General features: G+C 39.5%; 18 protein-coding genes and 1 riboswitch. All 18 genes read left to right on the top strand.

Annotation, left to right across the window (positions count from 1 at the left end; translation table 11 throughout):
- The first annotated feature begins 9 nt into the window (after nt 1-9).
- On the top strand, nt 10-1,035 hold the full coding sequence (locus tag ACFQ3N_RS01585) for a 3-oxoacyl-ACP synthase (RefSeq protein ID WP_390358919.1): 1,026 nt from the start codon (nt 10-12) through the stop codon (nt 1,033-1,035).
- 2 nt (nt 1,036-1,037) lie between these two features.
- On the top strand, nt 1,038-1,934 hold the full coding sequence (gene phaZ, locus ACFQ3N_RS01580) for an intracellular short-chain-length polyhydroxyalkanoate depolymerase (RefSeq protein WP_390358917.1): 897 nt from the start codon (nt 1,038-1,040) through the stop codon (nt 1,932-1,934).
- Nucleotides 1,935-1,956: 22 nt separating this feature from the next.
- Complete coding sequence (gene fabG / locus ACFQ3N_RS01575) at nt 1,957-2,700, top strand: 3-oxoacyl-ACP reductase FabG (protein ID WP_390358915.1); 744 nt, start codon at nt 1,957-1,959, stop codon at nt 2,698-2,700.
- Nucleotides 2,701-3,076: 376 nt separating this feature from the next.
- Nucleotides 3,077-4,582 carry an acyl-CoA synthetase gene (locus tag ACFQ3N_RS01570; RefSeq protein ID WP_390358913.1) on the top strand — a complete coding sequence of 502 codons (1,506 nt, stop codon included), beginning with the start codon at nt 3,077-3,079 and terminating at the stop codon, nt 4,580-4,582.
- Nucleotides 4,583-5,478: 896 nt separating this feature from the next.
- Nucleotides 5,479-5,581: riboswitch (purine riboswitch) on the top strand.
- Nucleotides 5,582-5,793: 212 nt separating this feature from the next.
- Complete coding sequence (purE, locus tag ACFQ3N_RS01565) at nt 5,794-6,285, top strand: 5-(carboxyamino)imidazole ribonucleotide mutase (RefSeq protein WP_390358911.1); 492 nt, start codon at nt 5,794-5,796, stop codon at nt 6,283-6,285.
- Complete coding sequence (purK, locus tag ACFQ3N_RS01560; protein ID WP_390358909.1) at nt 6,272-7,414, top strand: 5-(carboxyamino)imidazole ribonucleotide synthase; 1,143 nt, start codon at nt 6,272-6,274, stop codon at nt 7,412-7,414. The genes purE and purK overlap by 14 nt, the downstream gene beginning before the upstream one ends.
- On the top strand, nt 7,411-8,706 hold the full coding sequence (purB, locus tag ACFQ3N_RS01555; RefSeq protein ID WP_390358907.1) for an adenylosuccinate lyase: 1,296 nt from the start codon (nt 7,411-7,413) through the stop codon (nt 8,704-8,706). Before purK ends, purB begins: the two co-directional genes overlap by 4 nt.
- A gap of 10 nt (nt 8,707-8,716) precedes the next feature.
- Nucleotides 8,717-9,430 (top strand): phosphoribosylaminoimidazolesuccinocarboxamide synthase, encoded by a 714-nt coding sequence (gene purC / locus ACFQ3N_RS01550; RefSeq protein ID WP_390358906.1) that lies wholly within the window; start codon nt 8,717-8,719, stop codon nt 9,428-9,430.
- Nucleotides 9,427-9,678 (top strand): phosphoribosylformylglycinamidine synthase subunit PurS, encoded by a 252-nt coding sequence (gene purS, locus ACFQ3N_RS01545; protein WP_390358904.1) that lies wholly within the window; start codon nt 9,427-9,429, stop codon nt 9,676-9,678. Before purC ends, purS begins: the two co-directional genes overlap by 4 nt.
- The gene (purQ, locus tag ACFQ3N_RS01540; RefSeq protein WP_390358902.1) at nt 9,675-10,358 is read left to right on the top strand and encodes a phosphoribosylformylglycinamidine synthase subunit PurQ; all 684 of its coding nucleotides are present in this window, start codon (nt 9,675-9,677) and stop codon (nt 10,356-10,358) included. The genes purS and purQ overlap by 4 nt, the downstream gene beginning before the upstream one ends.
- Complete coding sequence (gene purL, locus ACFQ3N_RS01535; RefSeq protein ID WP_390358900.1) at nt 10,342-12,570, top strand: phosphoribosylformylglycinamidine synthase subunit PurL; 2,229 nt, start codon at nt 10,342-10,344, stop codon at nt 12,568-12,570. Before purQ ends, purL begins: the two co-directional genes overlap by 17 nt.
- Nucleotides 12,546-13,955: an amidophosphoribosyltransferase gene (gene purF, locus ACFQ3N_RS01530; RefSeq protein ID WP_390358898.1), complete on the top strand. Its 1,410-nt coding sequence runs from the start codon at nt 12,546-12,548 to the stop codon at nt 13,953-13,955. Before purL ends, purF begins: the two co-directional genes overlap by 25 nt.
- Nucleotides 13,956-13,974: 19 nt before the next feature.
- Nucleotides 13,975-14,994 carry a phosphoribosylformylglycinamidine cyclo-ligase gene (purM, locus tag ACFQ3N_RS01525; RefSeq protein ID WP_390358897.1) on the top strand — a complete coding sequence of 340 codons (1,020 nt, stop codon included), beginning with the start codon at nt 13,975-13,977 and terminating at the stop codon, nt 14,992-14,994.
- Nucleotides 14,991-15,557, top strand: coding sequence for a phosphoribosylglycinamide formyltransferase (purN, locus tag ACFQ3N_RS01520; RefSeq protein ID WP_390358895.1), 567 nt, complete (start codon nt 14,991-14,993; stop codon nt 15,555-15,557). The genes purM and purN overlap by 4 nt, the downstream gene beginning before the upstream one ends.
- A 14-nt stretch (nt 15,558-15,571) precedes the next feature.
- Nucleotides 15,572-17,104 (top strand): bifunctional phosphoribosylaminoimidazolecarboxamide formyltransferase/IMP cyclohydrolase, encoded by a 1,533-nt coding sequence (gene purH, locus ACFQ3N_RS01515; protein ID WP_390358893.1) that lies wholly within the window; start codon nt 15,572-15,574, stop codon nt 17,102-17,104.
- 33 nt (nt 17,105-17,137) lie between these two features.
- Complete coding sequence (gene purD / locus ACFQ3N_RS01510; protein WP_390358891.1) at nt 17,138-18,382, top strand: phosphoribosylamine--glycine ligase; 1,245 nt, start codon at nt 17,138-17,140, stop codon at nt 18,380-18,382.
- 326 nt (nt 18,383-18,708) lie between these two features.
- Nucleotides 18,709-20,451, top strand: coding sequence for an adenine deaminase C-terminal domain-containing protein (locus ACFQ3N_RS01505; protein WP_390358889.1), 1,743 nt, complete (start codon nt 18,709-18,711; stop codon nt 20,449-20,451).
- Between the two features lie 42 nt (nt 20,452-20,493).
- The gene (locus ACFQ3N_RS01500) at nt 20,494-21,567 is read left to right on the top strand and encodes a DUF3048 domain-containing protein (RefSeq protein WP_390358887.1); all 1,074 of its coding nucleotides are present in this window, start codon (nt 20,494-20,496) and stop codon (nt 21,565-21,567) included.

Raw genomic sequence — 21,567 nt, 5'->3', positions numbered from 1 at the left:
GTCCTGTTCATGGAATCTGCTGGAATTGTAAGTACCGGTATTTATATACCTCAACAACGGATGACTTCAAAGGAATTGTCAGATCAATCAGGGCTTCCTTTAGAAGTGATCGAACAAAAAATGGGTATAAAAGAAAAGCCAATACCAGGTAACGATGATCATACAGGTGAAATGGGGGTCCGAGCTGCAAAGAAAGCTTTGGAAAAGGCTGCGATTGATCCCAGAACTATTGATCTCGTTATCTATATAGGAGAAGAACATAAAGAATACCCGTTGTGGACTGCTGGCATAAAACTGCAATATGATATTGGTGCAGTGAATGCCTGGGCATTTGATACTGCACTACGATGCGGAACTACTATTATGGCATTAAAACTGGCAAAGGATATGATGAAAGCTGACGATGACATCAACACAGTACTTCTAGCTGGTGGTTACCGTAACGTTGATTTTATAAACTATAAAAATGACCGTACCCGCTTTATGTTTAATCTTGCAGCAGGTGGAGGTGCTATAATTTTACAGAAGGGTTATGAGAGAAACCACTTATTGGGAACCCACTTAATAACGGATGGAGCCTTCTCTGATGATGTAGTAGTAACAGCAGGCGGTACAAAAAATCCTATTACAAAAGAGTCCTTAGATGCAGGTCAGTATCAACTGGATGTATTAGACCCACCTGGAATGAAACAACGTTTAGATCAAAAATCAATGGATAACTTTTTGAAATGCATCGAAAAAGCATTATACAAAAGTGGATATACAGAAGAGGATATCGATTATGTCGCGATGCTTCATATGAAGCGATCTGCGCATACATATATTTTAGATAAACTTGGTGTGGATTATGATAAATCTATTTATCTGGAAAACTATGGTCATATCGGGCAGATCGACCAAATCCTATCACTGGAATTGGCAGAACAACAAGGTAAACTAAAAGATGGAGATATTGTTGTATTAGTATCTGCGGGTATTGGCTATGCATGGGGAGCTAATGTTATTCAATGGGGTAAATATAAGGAGGCTATCTAATAATGGAAAATGTACATTTGAAAAAAGTAGCTTTATCCAATGGAGAGGAAATAGCATATCGTGAACGTGAAGGAGGTCAGGATGTTGTAGTCCTGGTACACGGGAACATGACATCATCTGTTCACTGGGACCTAGTAATCGGAAATTTGTCTCCAAACTATAAAGTATACGCCATTGACTTACGTGGGTTTGGTGAATCAAGTTATCATCATCCGATTTCGTCGATTAAAGATTTCGCTAATGATTTGAAATTATTTGTTGATAATATCGGCTTAGATGACTTTGCTCTGGTTGGCTGGTCACTTGGTGGCGCAACTTGTCAGCAATTCTGCGCTGATTACCCAGGCTATTGTAATCGCTTATTTTTACTCGCTTCGGCATCTTCCAGAGGATATGCTTATTATTCTACTGGTGAGGATGGACTGCCGGATGTTGCGAACCGAATAGAAACGTTAGCCGAAATGTTTGAAGATGACAAGAGGAAGATCGTACAAACTGCATACGATACACTGAACTATGAGTTTTTACAGCAAATGTGGGACATGGTCATTTATAATAACAACAAAAAGCCAGATCCAAAAAGGTATAAAAAATATTTAGCAGATATGACTACGCAAAGAAACCTGGCAGAGTGTTATCAGGCGCTTAATATATTTAACATAAGTAATGTTCACAATGGTCTTGTACCAGGTGAAGGTAAGATTAATAATATCAACATTCCCGTCATGATTGCGTCTGGAGAAAACGATATGGTAGTAACAAAACAAATGACCGAAGAATTAATAGAAGACTATGGTGAAAAAGCAATTAAAAAAGAATTTAAAGGATGTGGCCATTCTCCAATTATTGATGATTTGGATCAATTAATAGAGTCTATGGAAGGCTTTTTAAGTGATTGAAAAGATAAAGGAGTTTTTATAGATGAATAGATTACAGAATAAGGTAGCAATAATTACGGGGGCTGCAAATGGAATTGGATTTCAAGCTGCTGAAACGTTTGCAACTGAAGGTGCCAAAGTGATCATTGCAGATTTTGATGAAGCAAAAGGATTAGAAAGTGAAAAGGAATTATTAGCTAAAGGTTTTGAATGTAAATTTGTCCAAGTAAATGTAGCAGACAGGCAAACCGTAGATGCAATGGTGGAAACGGTAGTTAATGAATATGGAAAAATAGATATCCTAATAAATAATGCTGGAATCACCCGAGACGCAATGCTTTCCAAAATGACGACGGAGCAGTTTAAGCAGGTTATTGATGTTAATTTAACTGGAGTGTTTAATTGTACGCAGGCTGTTCTACCTTTCATGGTTAATCAAGGAAAAGGTAAGATTATAAGTACATCTTCTGTTACTGGGGTATATGGCAATGTTGGTCAAACGAATTATGCTGCAGCAAAAGCAGGGATTATAGGAATGACAAAGACTTGGGCCAAGGAGCTTGCTCGTAAAGGTATTAATGTAAACGCAGTTGTACCGGGTTTTACTGAAACAAGTATGGTGGAGGAAGTCCCAGATAGCGTAATCGAAAAAATGAAAGCACAAATTCCAATGCAACGGCTTGGAAAACCTGAGGATATAGCAAACGCGTATTTGTACTTGTCTTCGGATGAATCGGATTATGTGAATGGGCATGTACTTCACGTAGATGGTGGAATAATGATGTAAGAAGTCCCTGCTTCCCTATTTAATAGGGAAGCAGGGACTTTTGTTTTGATTGTGCTTGATGAAGTTTGAACTTTGGCTTTTGAATTGTGAACTTTGGCCGCTTACACTAAAACTTTGGCCACTTTGGCAAAAACTTCGGCCATTTCACTCTAAACTTTGGCTTTTACCCCAAATATGCTCTGCTAACCCCGGTAAATAAGACCCAGACTGTTCCAAACAGCTTTTGACCATGTAATAGCTCTTTATCCATCGCGCCAATTGCTATTGCGCTTTTGTTTTTATTGGATTACTGGTCTTAATGTAACTACTATGTAACTCTTCTTGTTTACACTTTACTTATAGACAGAAATGGTTGATGGATAGAGGAGTGTTATGTATGCAAAGTGATATAAATTGGTTTAAGAACCGTGTAAGTTTAACACCTGAAGATACAGCAGTTATTGATTCGAATTCAAATGATATATGGACATATGAACAGCTTCATCAACGTGCAAAGTACTTAGCGAATTATTTTGTAGCAAGTGGCGTTCAAAAGGGTGACCGAGTTGCGCTATTAGCGCCTAATCATATAAGCTATTTTGACTTTTTCTTTGCTTCTATGCAGATCGGTGCTATCTTTGTTCCACTAAACTGGAGATTGGCAGAAGCGGAACTAAATTATATCATTCATGATTGTAACCCGAAAATAATTGGAATCGATCCATTGTTTCAAGAAAAATTAAATTCGATCAAGATAAGTACTGATTTAATTATTATTGATAATAATCGTTATATGGATAATTTACCTTCAGATTACTTTTCATATGAAGTGATGATAAAAGAGGATGATCCACTTACCATTATTTATACGGGAGGGACGACAGGGAGACCTAAAGGAGCTGTGCTGTCCCATCGTTCGATATTATGGAATGCATTAAACACGATTACCAGCTGGAACTTGAACAATGATGATACCACATTAACCTGTTTACCGATGTTTCATACAGGAGGTTTGAATGTCTATACGTTGCCGTTATTGCTGATTGGCGGAAAGGTAGTAATTGCTTCTGAATTTAAAGCAGAAAAGGCAGTGGAGGATTTAATTAAATACAAATGCACCGTTGTATTATTTGTCCCAACTATGTATCACATGATGATTCAAACGGATGCATTTAAACAATCGACTTTCCCGGATATGAAGGTGTTTGTATCAGGGGGAGCGCCGTGTCCACATAAAATATACGATGCGTTTGCCGAAAAGGGAATTGCATTTAAGGAGGGATACGGGCTAACTGAGGCCGGTCCGAATAATTTTTACATCGACCCAAAAGATACTGTTTATAAATTGGGTTCTGTTGGAAAGCCAATGCTTTTCAATGATATTAAAATCATAACAGATGATGGTGAGACCGCAAAATCTGATGATGTTGGAGAGCTTTTGCTGCGTGGTAATCATGCATTTGAGTTCTATTGGAATAAACCAAAGCAAACGGAAGAAACAATTATTGATGGTTGGATTCACACTGGTGATCTTGCGAGGCAAGATAAAGATGGTTATGTGTATATTGTTGGCAGGAAGAAGGATATGATTATCACTGGAGGAGAAAATGTCTATCCATTAGAAGTGGAGCATTGGTTGGAGTCGGATTATGATATCGATGAAGCTGCAGTAATAGGGCTACCAGATGATAAATGGGGAGAGATCGTTGTAGCATTTGTTGTACTTAAAAAAGAGATGACAGAATCAGAGTTAAAAAGCTACTGCAAAAAAAAATTAACTCGGTATAAGGTGCCAAAGAAATTTTACTTTTTAAACGAATTGCCTAAAACGCATGTCGGCAAAATTAATAAACAGATATTAAAAGATAGAGGATTAGTTTATAAAGATAGCACGCTTTCCTAATGAGGAACGTGCTATTTTTAATGGCTGTTTCACACGCATTGTTGCTTTTTTCATCTTCATAGTTGATATATAATGCGACATAACTTTATGTGACGGTTAACCTACCGCTCCGGAAATACACTTCGCTTTCACCCATCCGGGTACAAGTGCGACATCTGCTTCGTTTCACTGCGCAGTGTCTTCTACCCGTGGGCGGCTGATGAGCCTCCTCGAGCTAACGCTCTGCGGGGTCTCAGGCTAGGAGGCTGTCCGATGGAATAATTTCTGTGAATATATATGCATTCACACTGAATTATTAATGTATAATCCACCATATTTTGAATAAATATTCGGCAACTTCACTTCGTCGGACAGCCTCCTAGGCCTCTGCTCCCACAGGACAAGGAAAGCTACATAGCTTGGCATCGCACGAAGAAAATGTGTTCTTTACATTTTCAAGGAGTCTACGTGTATTTCCTCCGCTGTTATTTCCGTTACTGTCGTGGGACTGTATCTGTATTGATAAAACACCTTACCAGTTTGGGTGAGCGGAGGGCGGTGACTCCTGCGGGAACAGCACGTGTCCGAAGACCCCGCAGAGTGGTTATCTCGAGGAGGCTGAGGCCGTGCCCGCGGAAAGCATCCGTCCGTAGCGAATCCCGGACGGCGGCAATAGAAGTAAGCCTCAAGTTATGTCGCATTTTATACCTATTCTCTCAAAAGCAACAAACTTTACGAAAACAGCCTTTAATTTTAATTTACCATTTTAGATTATTATTACAGCTAAAATAGGATAAGAGGGCTGGATTCAGGGTAAACAAAATAATAATCAAGCAAAATCCGAACATTAATAAAAAATAGTATTTTATCGTTCGATATTTTATTGACAAATAGATACTTGATTGTTATGATTTAATCAACAAATGAATATGGTTCCTCATATATCTTTGAGAATATGGCTCAAAAGTTTCTACCCGGCACCACTATAATTGCCGGACTATGAGGGAGGATGAATCGTTGCAAGGATGCAATGATCCGTTTTAAGGTGTAGTAATAAGTCTATTCATCTTCTCTCATACAGAGGAGAAGAATAGACTTTTTTGATATTTAGAAAATTATCGGAAATTATAAAATGAGGAGCCTGTGGATAATTTATTAATTTTTAAAGCCACGTCAAGCTCCAAAGCACTTTTGTTTTTATCAATATAAAACGTATTTGAAAGAGGGATATCATGGTACAAATTGGCATCATAATGGGGAGTATATCAGACTGGGAGACGATGGAGTATACTTGTAAGGTACTTGATGAGCTGGAAATTTCCTATGAAAAGGATGTTATTTCTGCGCACCGGACTCCAGATAAGATGGTTGCATATGCAAAATCTGCTCGCGATCGAGGGTTGAAAGTGATTATTGCTGGTGCTGGGGGTGCTGCGCATTTACCTGGGATGGTTGCGGCGCAAACAACATTACCAGTTATTGGTGTTCCAATAGAAACAAAATCCTTAAATGGTATAGATTCACTACTATCCATCGTCCAAATGCCTGGTGGTATTCCCACTGCAACAGTTGCGATTGGCAAGGCTGGTGCAACAAATGCTGGTATCTTAGCTGGACAAATAATTGGTGCTTTTGATGAGGAAGTTTCGAAAAAACTTGAAGCACATCGCGAAGGCTTGCAGGAAAAAGTAGCAGAAATGAGGGATGAACTTGCAGATAAATAATGAATCAACTAACGTAATTCTTCCTCCTAAAACGATTGGGATAATCGGAGGCGGACAGCTTGGTCGAATGATGGCAATTGCTGCACGCTATATGGGGTATAGGGTTGTTGTGCTAGATCCAACCGCCCATTCACCAGCTGCTCAGGTAGCAGATCAGCAAATTGTCGCTTCCTATGACAACATGGATGCAATTAAAGACCTCACTGATATTAGTGATGTGGTGACTTATGAATTTGAAAATGTTGATCTTAAAGCAGCAGCATATATTGAACAACAAGGAAAATTACCACAAGGTGCATATGCACTGGAGATTACTCAAAATCGCGAAAAAGAAAAGGAATTAATGAAGGAATTAGCTTTACCAGTACCTCGTTTTTCAATTGTGAAAAATAGTCAGGAATGTAAAAAAGCTTTAAAGACGATCTCATTTCCCGCTGTTATTAAAACATGTCGAGGAGGTTATGACGGTAAAGGACAAGTTAAACTAACAAGCGAAAAGGACATTCCACATGCGCTTGTGTTTGCAGAACAGAATGACCATTGCATTATCGAGCAATGGATCACGTTTGACAAAGAAATTTCAATCGTTTTTACACGTTCACAATCTGGAGATATAACATTCTTTCCGATTGCAGAGAATTATCATAAGGATCACATTCTTTTTCAAACAACCGTACCCGCTCTTGTTAGCGAGCATGTTTACAAAAAGGGAGTCGATGCAGCTGCAACTCTTGCAGAAAAGATGAATATCGTTGGTACATTTGCAATTGAAATGTTTGTCCAAGGTGATGAAATCTATTTGAATGAAATGGCTCCTCGTCCACATAACTCTGGTCATTATTCTATTGAAGCTTGTTCTGTTTCCCAATTCACACAACACATTAACGCTGTTTGCGGGTTACCATTAAAAGATGTAACTCTATTGCAGCAGGCAACCATGATTAATGTTTTAGGAGAAGATTTAGACGGTGTTTTAAAAGCTTTACCAACACTTGGAAACGGATTTGTTCACTTATATGGAAAAGATACAGTAAAGCCAAAACGTAAAATGGGTCATATCACATTTACAGCAGAAACGTTAGCAGAACTAATTGAATATACCAGTAGATTTAAGGAGGCAACACAATGATTGAACGCTATACACGAGAAGAAATGGGTGCCATTTGGACGGATGAAAATAGATTTAATGCATGGCTAGAGGTGGAAATATTGGCATGTGCTGCATGGAGTGAGCTAGGAATTATCCCTCTAGACGACGTTACACAACTTAGAAATAATGCATCATTTAATATGGATCGAATTTATGAAATTGAACAGGAGACAAGACATGATGTCGTGGCATTCACACGTGCAGTATCTGAAACACTTGGCGAGGAAAGGAAGTGGGTTCATTACGGACTTACATCAACAGACGTTGTTGATACGGCACTTTCTTATTTGTTAAAACAAGCTAATGATATTATTCGTAAAGATCTAACTGCTTTTATTGATATTTTAAAACACAAAGCTATCGAGCATAAACATACAGTCATGATGGGGCGTACCCATGGTGTCCATGCTGAGCCAACAACATTTGGATTGAAATTAGCCCTTTGGTATGAAGAGATGAAACGAAACTTGGAGCGCTTTGAACTAGCTGCAAAGAATGTGGAATTTGGTAAGTTGTCCGGCGCTGTAGGCACTTATGCGAACATCGACCCGTATGTTGAAGAGTATGTGTGTGAGAAACTTGGACTAACTCCGGCTCCAGTTTCTACCCAAACATTACAACGCGATCGACACGCTGCGTATGTTTCAGCACTTGCGTTAGTTGCTACATCCATTGAAAAGTTCGCGACGGAAATTCGCGGTTTACAAAAGACAGAAACCCGTGAAGTGGAGGAATTCTTTGCTAAAGGCCAAAAAGGTTCATCAGCAATGCCGCATAAACGTAATCCAATAGGCTCTGAGAATATGACCGGAATGGCGCGAGTGTTGCGTGGATATATGACAACGGCTTTTGAAAATGTTTCACTTTGGCATGAGCGTGACATTTCACATTCTTCAGCAGAACGTGTCATTTTACCTGATGCAACGATTGCGGTTAATTACATGTTAAATCGTTTTTCAAGCATCGTAAAAAATCTAACTGTATTTCCTGAAAATATGAAACGGAATATTGATAAAACACATGGGGTCATTTTTTCACAACGTGTACTGCTTAGCTTAATTGAGAAAGGGATGGCACGTGAAGAAGCCTATGATCTTGTACAGCCAAAAGCGATGCAAGCTTGGGAGACAAAAACACACTTCAAAAAACTTGTCGAAGCTGAAGAAAAGATTAGTTCCACACTGTCTCAGGCTGAAATTGATGAATGCTTTGATTACAAATATCATTTAAAAAATGTCGACCAAATTTTTAACCGAATTGGTCTGAACTGAGGTGGAATATATGAAGGCTGAACTATTATATGAAGGAAAAGCAAAGAAAGTATATAAGGTACAGAATAACCCAAACCAATTGATTTTGACTTATAAAAATGATGCAACAGCTTTCAATGGTGGGAAAAAAGCGAGTTTTCACGGTAAAGGGCGCTTGAATAATGAAATTTCCGCACATATTTTCCCGTACCTTCATGAAAACGGAATCCGTACTCATTTTATAGAGAAAATGAACGAGACAGAACAGCTTGTGTATCAGACGGAAATCATTCCATTAGAGGTCGTTGTTCGTAACCTGGCAACAGGGAGTATCACCAAGCGATTAGGAATAGAAGAAAAGACAGTTTTTGATGCACCAATCGTAGAACTCTTTTATAAAGATGATGCTTTAGGTGATCCGTTAATCAATGATGAACATGCCCTTTTTCTGAGCAATGTCACTGCTTCTGAATTACAGGAAATAAAAGAAAAAGCATTAATGATTAATAGAAAGTTAGGCGAATTATTTAGACAAGTAAATGTAAGGTTAGTGGATTTCAAGCTTGAATTCGGGCGATTGGCTGAAGGATGTATAGTACTCGCTGATGAAATATCGCCTGATACGTGCAGGCTATGGGACTTGAAAACAGATGAAAAAATGGATAAAGATGTTTTCAGACAAGGTACAGGTGATTTATTGGAAGTTTATGAAATGATACTACATCGACTGGAGGCAAGGTCATGAAAAAAGTTACCGTATATATCACGTTAAAACAGGGTGTCTTGGACCCTCAAGGAAAAGCAATTCAAGAATCACTAAATTCGCTTGGTTATAATGAGATACAGCAAGCACGTGTTGGTAAAACAATTGAACTGCTCGTGGAAGAAGGAGTGGACATCGACACACGTGTTAAGGAAGCATGTGAGAAGTTGTTAGCAAATCCAGTAATTGAAGATTATCACTTTGATGTGGAGGAGGCTGTTAAATCATGAAGTTAGCTGTAATTGTTTTTCCAGGATCAAATTGCGACAGGGATATGTATCATGCGGTAAAAGATGTTTTACAGGAAGAAGCAGACTTGGTTTGGTATGACAATTGTGATTTAGCAGACTATGACGGGGTTCTTTTACCTGGTGGGTTTTCATATGGGGACTATTTACGCTCAGGTGCCGTTGCTGCGACATCAAATGTAATGAAGCAAATAAAAAAGCAGGCTGAAATGGGCAAGCCAGTACTCGGTGTTTGTAATGGATTCCAGGTTTTGCTAGAAGCAGGTTTACTGCCGGGTGCGATGCTACGAAATAAAAATCTTAAGTTTATGTGTCATCAGGAGCCTTTACGAGTTGTTAACAACAAGACAATGTTCACTTCTGGATATGGGGAAAATGATACGGTCCGTTTCCCAATTGCACATGGAGAAGGTAACTATTTTTGTAATGATGAAACACTTGCTAGCTTAAGAGCCAACGATCAAATTGTCTTCACTTATCAGAACAACCCAAATGGATCAATTGCTGATATTGCAGGAATTGTCAATAATGAAGGAAACGTATTAGGTATGATGCCACATCCAGAGCGTGCAGTTGAAGCGTTGCTTGGAAGTGATGATGGGTTAAAACTATTTCAATCACTCGTTGAAAATTGGAGGGAATCCTATGTTATTAACGCGTAATATTAGTCCTGAACAAATCGAGCATGACAAGTTATATAAAGACATGGGGTTAAGTGACAAGGAATATGATATGGTTAAAAACATTCTCAAGCGTCGTCCAAATTTTACCGAGACAGGAATCTTTTCAGTCATGTGGTCGGAGCATTGCAGTTATAAAACGTCTAAACCATTACTTGGGAAATTTCCGACAAAAGCACCACACGTCCTTCAAGGACCAGGTGAAGGTGCTGGAGTAATTGATATAGGTGATAAACAGGCTGTTGTATTTAAAATCGAAAGTCACAATCATCCCTCAGCGGTGGAGCCATATCAAGGTGCTGCAACAGGCGTTGGTGGTATTATTCGTGATGTATTCTCCATGGGCGCTCGTCCCATCGCGTTAATGAATTCACTTCGGTTCGGAAATTTAACTTCAGAACGTGTTAAGTATCTTTTTTCTGAGGTTGTAAGTGGAATAGCTGGCTACGGAAACTGTGTGGGTGTACCAACAGTTGGTGGTGAAGTCCAGTTTGATGATAGCTATGAGGATAATCCACTCGTTAATGCAATGTGTGTTGGGTTAATCAATCATGATGATATTCAAAAGGGAATTGCAGCTGGTGTTGGTAATACAGTTATTTATGCAGGTGCACCGACTGGTCGTGATGGCATTCATGGTGCTACATTTGCCTCAGGCGACTTAGCGGAGGATTCGGATAAAGACCGACCTGCAGTTCAAGTTGGTGATCCATTTATGGAAAAATTACTAATCGAAGCTTGTATGGAAGTTATTCATTCAGATGCGTTAGTTGGTATGCAGGATATGGGAGCAGCAGGCCTTACTTCCTCAGCAAGTGAAATGGCAAGTAAAGCAGGAACAGGGATGGAAATGAATCTCGACAACGTTCCACAACGTGAAACCAACATGAATGCATATGAAATGATGCTATCGGAATCACAAGAGCGTATGTTACTTGTTGTTAAAAAAGGACGTGAACAAGAAATTATTGACGTCTTTGAAAAATATGGTCTTCAAGCAGTTGCTGTTGGTGAAGTTATTCAAGAAAAGGTATTTCGGATCAAACAACACGGGGAAGTGGAAGCAGATATCCCTGTTGATGCGCTGGCTGAGGAAGCGCCAGTTTATCATTTACCTTCAACAGAAGCAGCTTATTACAGAGCAAATCAACAATTGGAAGATACTGTTCCAAATGTAACGGATCATGCATCGACGCTAAAGCAGCTACTCCAGCAGCCAACCATTGCTAGTAAGGAATGGGTCTATGATCAATATGACTCCATGGTGCAAACCAATACGGTTGTAGCGCCTGGTTCAGACGCTGCTGTAATACGTATTAAAGAAAAAGACAAAGCGCTAGCGATTACTACGGATTGTAATTCACGTTATATTTATTTGGATCCTGAAACCGGTGGTAAGATTGCTGTTGCAGAAGCGGCACGTAATATTGTCTGTTCAGGAGCTCGTCCACTGGGATTAACAGATGGGCTGAATTTCGGTAATCCGACTAATCCCGAGGTATTTTGGCAAATGGAAAAAAGTGTTGAGGGCATGAGTGAGGCATGTAGCATCTTAGGAACGCCGGTTATTAGTGGGAATGTTTCGTTATATAACCAATCCAGAGGAAATTCGATTTTTCCAACCCCGGTGGTTGGGATGGTCGGACTGCATGAATCTTTAGATCACATAACACCAAACTATTTTCAATCAGCAGGTGACATCGTTTACTTGATCGGGGACACCAACCCTGAATTTGGTGGAAGTGAGCTACAGAATATAGTAGATGGATCCTATTCTGGTAAGACGCCTTCCATTGATTTGAAGCTAGAAACAATTCGTCAGAAACAGCTTTTAAATGCAATTCAACAAGGTGTTGTCGAATCAGCCCACGACTTAGCTGAGGGTGGTTTAGGTGTTGCATTGGCAGAAAGCGTTTTTAATGATTCAGGTTTAGGTGTTGAGGTTGAATTGTCTGGAGATCCTACTGTTGCTTTATTTAGTGAATCCCAATCCCGATTTATAGTAACAGTTAAAGCTCATAAAAAAGATCAACTTGAGCAATTAATTGATGGGTTACAACAAATTGGTACTGTTACCGGTGAAGGGAAAATGACGGTGAAGTCAACTAATACAAATGTTATCCAGGAAGAGGTTGATCAACTACGTGACCTTTGGAAAGGGGCTATACCATGCTTACTGAAATCAAAGGCTTAAATGAAGAATGTGGTGTATTTGGAATCTGGGGTCACGAAAAAGCAGCGGAAATTACGTACTATGGTTTACATGCTCTTCAGCACCGTGGTCAAGAAGGAGCTGGAGTTGTTACAAGTGATGGTGAAACATTAAAGGTTCATAAAGGTCTTGGTTTAGTAAATGATGTTTTTAAACAAGCAGAGTTTTCTGATTTAAGTGGACATGCAGCGGTTGGCCATGTTCGCTATCCCACCCAAGGTGACGGTGGAATCGATAATGTTCAGCCATTACTCTTTCGTTCTCAGACGGGGAGTATGGCATTGGCACATAACGGTAATATTATGAATGCCTATAAACTTCGCGGGGAGCTAGAGCGTGAGGGTAGTATTTTACAAACCACATCTGATACAGAAGTATTAGCCCATTTAATTAAACGAAACAGAAAAACGTCAACGGTTGAATCGATGAAGGATGCCTTACAGGAAATTATCGGAGCATATGCATTTGCGATCTTAAAGGAAGATAAAATGTACGTTGCACTGGATCCACGAGGATTGCGCCCGCTATCTATTGGGAAGTTGGGCGATGCTTATGTTGTCTCTTCAGAAACATGCGCATTTGACATTATCGGGGCAACCTTTGAACGAGAAGTGTTACCGGGTGAGTTAATTACAATCAGTGATGACGGTATTGAAACGACACGCTTTGCTTTACGTGAGCCACGTAACATGTGTGCGATGGAATATGTGTATTTCTCAAGACCGGATAGCGATTTGAATCATGTAAATGTCCATGCATCACGGAAAAGGATGGGTATTGAGTTAGCGAAGGAATCCCCTGTTGAGGCTGATGTCGTAACTGGTGTACCAGATTCTAGTATTTCGGCGGCAATAGGTTATGCCGAACAAAGTGGAATTCCATATGAACTGGGATTAATTAAAAATAGATATGTTGGCCGAACATTTATTCAGCCTTCTCAGGAATTACGTGAACAAGGTGTGAAAATGAAACTATCACCAGTTCGCGGAATTGTGGATGGAAAACGTGTTGTCATGATAGATGATTCGATCGTACGGGGAACAACGAGTAAGCGAATTGTACGGATGTTAAAAGAAGCTGGTGCTAAAGAGGTACACGTTCGTATTGCCTCACCGCCGATTGAAAACCCTTGCTACTACGGGATTGATATATCAACAAGAGAAGAGTTAATAGCAGCAAATAACTCGGTTGATGAAATATGTGACTTGATTGGAGCAGATAGTGTAGCGTATTTGTCAACAGACGGGTTGGAAAACGCTATTGTTAAAGATAAAACGATTAACCAAGGGATATGTAACGCATGTTTTACAGGGAACTATCCTGTTTCAGAAGATAAGCAAGCGAGTATATCTTATACCAGAAGCTAAAAAAAGGCGGTGTATCCATATGTCAAATGTGTATAAAGATGCTGGAGTAGACGTAGAGAAAGGCTATGAAGCTGTTGAACGTATGAAAAAGCATATTGCCAAAACAACTCGCCCCGAAGTTTTAGGGGGAATTGGTGCCTTTGCAGGTTTATTCGAATTAACGTCATTCAACTATCAAGAGCCGGTTCTTGTTTCTGGTACAGATGGTGTCGGCACAAAGCTGAAACTTGCCTTCCAATTAGATAAACACGATACAGTTGGAATTGATTTAGTTGCCATGTGTGTTAATGATATTGTTGCTCAAGGTGCACAACCATTATTTTTCCTTGATTATATCGCTTGTGGGAAAAATGACCCGGAAATGTTGGAGCAAATCGTTTCAGGGATAACTTCAGGTTGTTCAGATGCCGGTGCTGCCTTGATTGGCGGAGAAACAGCAGAAATGCCTGGTATGTATGAGGAAAATGAATATGACTTGGCTGGGTTTACGGTTGGGATTGCTGAAAAATCCCGTTTAATTACAGGGGAGTCTATTACTGCCGGTGACGTTGTGATTGGGTTACCATCAAGTGGTATTCATTCAAATGGATATTCACTTGTGCGAAAAATTGTAGCAGGTCTGGACTTTCATAAAGTAGTTGATGGATTATCTAAACCACTCGGAGAAGCGCTCATGACACCGACGAAGATTTATGCAAAGCAAGTCTCAGCTGTGATGGAAAGTCTTACAGTTAAAGGTGCCTCTCATATTACTGGTGGTGGATTTTATGAAAATTTCCCTCGGATGCTGCCACAAGGTTTAGGTGTTGAACTAGATGAAACAAGCTGGGAGAAGCCTGGTATATTTTCATTCCTTCAACAGCAAGGAGAGATATCCGACCGAGAGATGTTTGGAGTATTTAACATGGGTATTGGCTTGGCTATGGTCGTCGCACCTAAAGAGGTTGACCAGGCGTTAACTATTTTACATGCACAAGGTGAGAAGGCCACGGTAATTGGCACCGTAACAGATTCTGCGGGCGTCCATTTTCGATCATGACTTCTTTAAAAGCTGCCGTATTTGCATCAGGCACAGGAAGCAACTTTCAAGCAATCATGGAGAGCGACGACCTAATGTGTGATATAGTGTTGCTTGTTTGTGATAAACCAGATGCAAGTGTAATTGATAAAGCAAACCACTATGGTGTACCAACTTATGTTTTTAATCCAAAGGAATATGCTACAAAAGCAAATTATGAAGAACAACTTGTTAGGAGACTCCATGATGCAGAGGTGTCGTGGATTTTTCTAGCGGGTTATATGCGAATTGCCGGAACAACACTATTGGAGGCGTTTGTGGGGAAGATCATTAACATACATCCTTCTTACCTACCTGCTTTTCCAGGAAAAGATGCGATTGGCCAGGCATTTCGAGCAGGTGTAGAAAAAACAGGTGTTACGGTTCATTATATTGACGAAGGAATTGATACTGGACCAATTATTGAACAAGTTACCGTTCCTATATTTCCAGAGGATACCGAAGAAATGTTGAAACAACGTATTCAACGAATAGAGCACCAATTATATCCTAAAGTTATTAATCAACTAATTCAGGTCAAGTAAGAGAGGGATAGTTCATGAAAAAACAAGCATTGATAAGTGTTTCTGATAAAGAAAATATAACTGAACTTGCCAAGGGGTTAATCGAGTTGGATTATGATGTTATTTCAACTGGTGGTACGTTGCGCGTGTTACAGGAGGCAGGAATACCAGCCAAAGCTGTAGATGAAATAACAGGATTTCCGGAAATTTTAGACGGCCGAGTTAAGACATTACACCCCGTGATTCATGGTGGATTACTTGCTAAGCGAGAAGAGCCAACTCATCAAAAACAACTAGAAGATAATAATATCTCCTTAATTGATGTGGTTGTTGTGAATTTGTATCCATTTAAAAAGACGCTTCATAAACAAGGCGTTTCAGAAAATGATATTATTGAAAACATTGATATCGGTGGTCCAACTATGCTTCGAGCAGCTGCGAAAAACTTCACAGATGTTACCGTAGTTGTCGATCCAGATGATTATAGCGATGTACTAGATGCTATTCAAAAAGACACGTTGAATAAGCAAAAACGTAAACAATTAGCTGCGAAAGTTTTCCGTCATACAGCACATTATGATGCGATGATTGCACGTTACTTTACCGAAGATACGAAAGAAGAATTCCCAGAGAATTATACCGTAACATATGAAAAAATACAGACATTACGCTATGGAGAAAATCCACATCAGAAGGCTGCTTTTTATAAGGATTCTACAAATACAGCGTTAAGTTTAGCGACATCCAAACAGTTACATGGTAAGGAGCTTTCATTTAATAATATTCAAGATGCAAATGCTGCACTGGAAATTTTGTCTGAATATAAAAACCCTACAGCAGTGGCTGTGAAACATATGAATCCATGTGGAATAGGGATGGCAGATAATCTAGCAGAAGCATTTCAAAGAGCATATCAAGCAGATCCTATTTCTATTTTCGGTGGAATCGTTGCGTGTAATCGAGAAATTGATCAATCAACAGCAGAGCAGTTAAGTGAAATTTTCTTAGAAATAGTAATAGCTCCTAGCTATACACCAGAAGCATTAGAGACATTAACCATGAAAAAAAACATCCGTTTGCTAGAGCTACCGATGAATAGCCAGAAACAAGCTTATCATAAGCTAACAACTGTCAAAGGCGGAATGCTGATACAGGACAGTGATCATAAAGAGTTAACTAAAGATCAGTTAGCATTTCCTACGAAGAATCAACCATCAGAGCAGGAACTATCTGATTTATTGTTCGCCTGGAAAGCAGTGAAGCATGTGAAGTCAAATGCTATCGTGCTAGCAAAAGATAATCAAACAGTTGGCATTGGCGCCGGACAAATGAATCGTATTGGATCCGCTACTATTGCTATCGAGCAAGCAGGTGAAAATACAAAAGGAGCAGTCTTAGCTTCTGATGCATTTTTCCCAATGCCTGATACAGTGGAAGCAGCCGCTACAGCAGGGGTAACTGCAATCATCCAGCCTGGAGGTTCCAAGCGAGACCAGGAATCAATTGATGTATGTGACGAGAATGGAATCGCAATGGTATTTACGGGCATGCGACATTTTAAACATTAAGAATAGATATCTCCCACAGAGAGGAATGGTTTGATGAATATATTAGTCGTCGGACGCGGTGGGCGTGAGCACAGCATGATAATGTCTCTTGCTTTGAGTGAAACAATAGAATCTCTTTACGCTGCCCCTGGTAATGGTGGAATAGCTAGTCAGGCAAATTGTGTTCCTATAAGTGAAACTGATATAGATGGTCTATTAGCATTCGCCAAAGAAAAAGCGATTGACTTAACGATAATTGGCCCTGAAAATCCATTGCTGTTAGGGATTGCAAATCGATTTCAGGATGAAAACCTAGCTATTTTTGCACCAACGAAAGAAGCTGCACTTTTGGAAGGAAGTAAAAGTTATGCCAAAGCATTTATGCAAAAACATGGCATCCCGACCGCTGACTATGCATCTTTTACAAATGCGGACCAAGCGAAAAAATATATCGAAAAAAAAGGTGCGCCAATTGTCGTGAAAGCTGATGGGCTCGCTTCCGGGAAAGGCGTTATTGTAGCAGAAACGAAAGTAGAAGCGTTATCTGCTATCGATGATATGCTTGTTACCAAGACATTTGATGAAGCTGGTACCACCATTGTTATCGAAGAATTCCTTGCAGGCAAAGAGTTTTCCTTGATGGCTTTTGTGCATGAAAACAATGTTTATCCAATGGTTCCAGCCAGGGACCATAAGCGGGCGTATGATAATGATGAGGGACCCAACACCGGTGGAATGGGAGCATTCGCACCAGTACCTGACGTTACAGAAGACTTGTTAGCATTTGCAACAACCGAGATACTCCAAAAGACAGCTGATGGTTTAATGAAAGAAGGACGTCCATTTACAGGTATTTTATATGCAGGCCTTATGATGACTGATGACGGACCTAGGGTAATTGAATTTAATACTCGGTTCGGTGATCCTGAAACACAAGTAGTACTACCATTGTTAAAAAACGATCTATTACAAGTGTTCATCGATGTTATGGAGGGAGTTAACCCGAAGCTGCAATGGGAAGATAGCGCCTGTGTGGGTGTTGTTGTTGCATCAATTGGTTATCCAGCCGGATATCAAAAAGGCGTAGAGATACCAGAACTAAAACCTGAAGGAAGCTCGTTTACGGTACATGCGGGAACAAAGAAACTCAGAACAGCTCTCGTATCGGATGGCGGACGTGTTTTATTAGTTGGAGCGAAAGGCTCCTCGTTAGGAGAAGCAACTAATTTAGCATATCGAACCTTATTACCAATGAAAGATAGCCAAGCGTTTTTTTACAGGAAAGATATTGGGGAGTAATCATGCAGAGACTGGCCTGGAAGTTTAAGCTTTTGGTGTCAGTTTTTTGCTGTGGAATTGGAAATGTGCTTATACAATGTGAACGCCGTATGTTAGCTTTTAAACGCCAAATTGCTAAATCACCAACTACCGATTTGGTGGAAGCTTTGCTTGTCCCTACATCTGCAAGCATATTCAGGGGAGTTCAGTGCTTCGGGACTACTCGAACCATACTCGGTAGAAGCTTTGCTTGTCACAAATTTTTCACTTTAATTAACGAAAACTTTACTGTGCGAAAGCGCTTTATATGGTACGATAGAGAAAATTGGAAATTGGAGAGTTGTATTATGATCGAGAAGGGACATTATTGGAGAAATCGTGAGCTTAGAAATCATGTTGGTATTATTGATGATACAGTGGCTCCTACCCTACTTTTAAAAGATAGTACTTATTTAAATATATATACTAAACAATGGTTACACGCGCATATTTGGATTTACCATGACCGCATTGTGTACGTAGGGGAGAAATTGCCTAAAAACCTTGATAATGTCGAAGTAGTAGATTGTAAAGACAAGTATCTTGTTCCTGGTTATATGGAACCGCATGCACATCCGTATCAATTATATAATCCAGAAGAGTTGGCACGCCATGCAGCTAAAACGGGAACAACTACATTGGTAAATGATAATCAAATGTGGAATTTTTTACTGGATAAAAAGAAAGCGTTTACTTTACTGGATGAGTTTAATACATTACCGATATCTATGTATTGGTGGGCGAGATTTGATTCACAAACAGCAATCCAGGATGAAGAACGACTATATAATACTAGAAATATTATGGATTGGTTATCCCATCCGTCTGTTGCACAAGGCGGGGAGTTGACATCTTGGCCAAGACTGTTAGATGGAGACGATAGATTACTTTTCTGGATTCAGGAAGCGAAACGTCAAGGGAAACCTGTGGAAGGACATTTGCCTGGAGCTTCAGAAAAGACACTAACTAAAATGAAGTTGTTAGGAATTGCAGCAGATCATGAATCGATGACTGGAGCAGACGTAATTAAACGTTTAGAACTAGGTTATCATGTGGGATTAAGAAACTCATCCATTCGCCCGGATTTGTCGAAACTAGTAGAAGAAATTTTGGCAGAAGGGTTAACGGAGTTTGATAACTTAACGATGACAACGGATGGTTCGACACCTGCATTCTATGAAAAGGGTATAATCAATGTATGTATTGAAATAGCAATTGACAAAGGTATTCCTATAGAAGATGCATATCGAATGGCAACATATAATGTAGCGAGGCATTTCGGTTTGCATGAACAACTGGGAAGCATTACACCAGGTCGAATTGCACATATTAATATACTAGATTCTAAGAGTAATCCGCATCCAACCAGCGTTCTAGCTAAAGGACAGTGGATTCTTAAAGATGGAATAGAACAAGCAATTCCACAAAAAATAGAGTGGGAGAAATATGGTATTTCTCCTATTTCGTTTGATTGGGAACTACAAATAAGTGACCTGCAATTTTCAGTTCCAATTGGACTAGAGCTAGTGAATGATGTAATCATAAAACCGTATGCTATTGAAACAGACATTACCCCAGATGAATTGCCAGATAATAGAGATGATGCGTTCCTTTTATTAATTGATAGAAATGGAGAATGGCGGGTAAATACAACCATTAAAGGGTTTACCAAAAATTTGGGAGGTATTGCTAGCTCATACTCTGCTACTGGTGATATCGTGATTATGGGTAAGAACAAACACGATATGCTCCGGGCCTGGAAACGGATGAAGGATATTGGCGGAGGAATTGTAGTAGTCGACAAAGGTGAAGTTAAATTTGAATTACCCCTTCAGCTTGGAGGAATCATGTTTAAAGGTAACATGGTAGAATTAATTAAAAATGAAAAAGAATTAAAAAAACTGTTGAAGGATTATGGTTACCCATTTGAAGATCCGATTTATAGTATTTTATTTCTATCATCCACTCATTTACCATATATTCGAATAACACAACAGGGAATTATTGATGTGAAAAAGCATGAAGTGCTCTTTCCAGCAATCATGAGATAACGTATAATACACTATATATTCTTAAGTGAAGGTGTTGGAGTAATGAAAAGGTTTCTTTGTTTTATAGTAGTATTGATCGTTCTTCTTGTCTCATGTTCTGAGGACGAGAAGGAAACAGCAAAAGATAATGAAACAAAAGAAAATGAAGTAGAAGAAAAAACAGATTCACCAGAAGAGGTGGTCGAAGAAGAATTTGAACATGTTTATCCGTTAACAGGTGTTGGAACAAATAAAGACACAGATAACCGAATTGTAAGTATCATGGTAAATAATCATCAAAAAGCAAGGCCACAAACAGGTCTATCACAGGCTGATATTGTATTCGAAATTTTAGCAGAGGGCAAAATCACTCGGTTATTAGCAATGTTTCAAAGTGAATCACCAGAAGTTGTAGGTCCCGTTCGAAGTGCCCGAGAATATTACTTTGATTTAGCTGAACGTTATAATGCTCTTTATATATACCATGGTGCAGCCGGTTTTATAGATGATATGATCGTAAATCGTGGAATTCATTTCCTGAATGGTGCGATATATGATAACGATGGGAATTTATTTAAACGTGAATCATTTAGAAGAGCTCCACATAATTCGTATTTACAATTTGGAGCAGTTTACGATGTAGCAGAGACGAAAGGCTATAATGTAACACAATCTTATGAGCCGTTACCATTTTTAAATGAAGAGGAATTAGGAGAGATACCAGGTGAGGATGCAGGGCATGTCGAAATTGTATATTCAGACAATCCTACAACAATGAACATCGTTGAATTTGACTATGATAAAACAAATGAAAAATATACACGGTATAGTGATGGCGAGAAAACGGTAGAACTTAATACCGAAGAGCCGATACAGGTAGATAATGTGTTTATTGTTGAAGCAACTCATCAAGTTGTCGATGATGCTGGACGCCGTGCCATCGATCTAGAAACTGGGGGAGAGGCATATCTTATTCAAAATGGAAAAGTACAACAACTCCAGTGGGAAAATCAAGACGGTAAAATTATTCCTGTTAGGGATGGTCAGCCAGTTGGATTTGCACCAGGAAAAACATGGGTGAATGTCATGCCATCAAGCCCAGGTATCGGGCAATCTGTTACGGTAACAAATGAATAA

The organism is Virgibacillus byunsanensis, assembly GCF_042675965.1.
In the GTDB taxonomy this organism is placed as follows: Bacteria; Bacillota; Bacilli; order Bacillales; family Amphibacillaceae; genus Virgibacillus_R; species Virgibacillus_R byunsanensis.
This window is presented reverse-complemented; position numbering and strand designations above follow the sequence as displayed.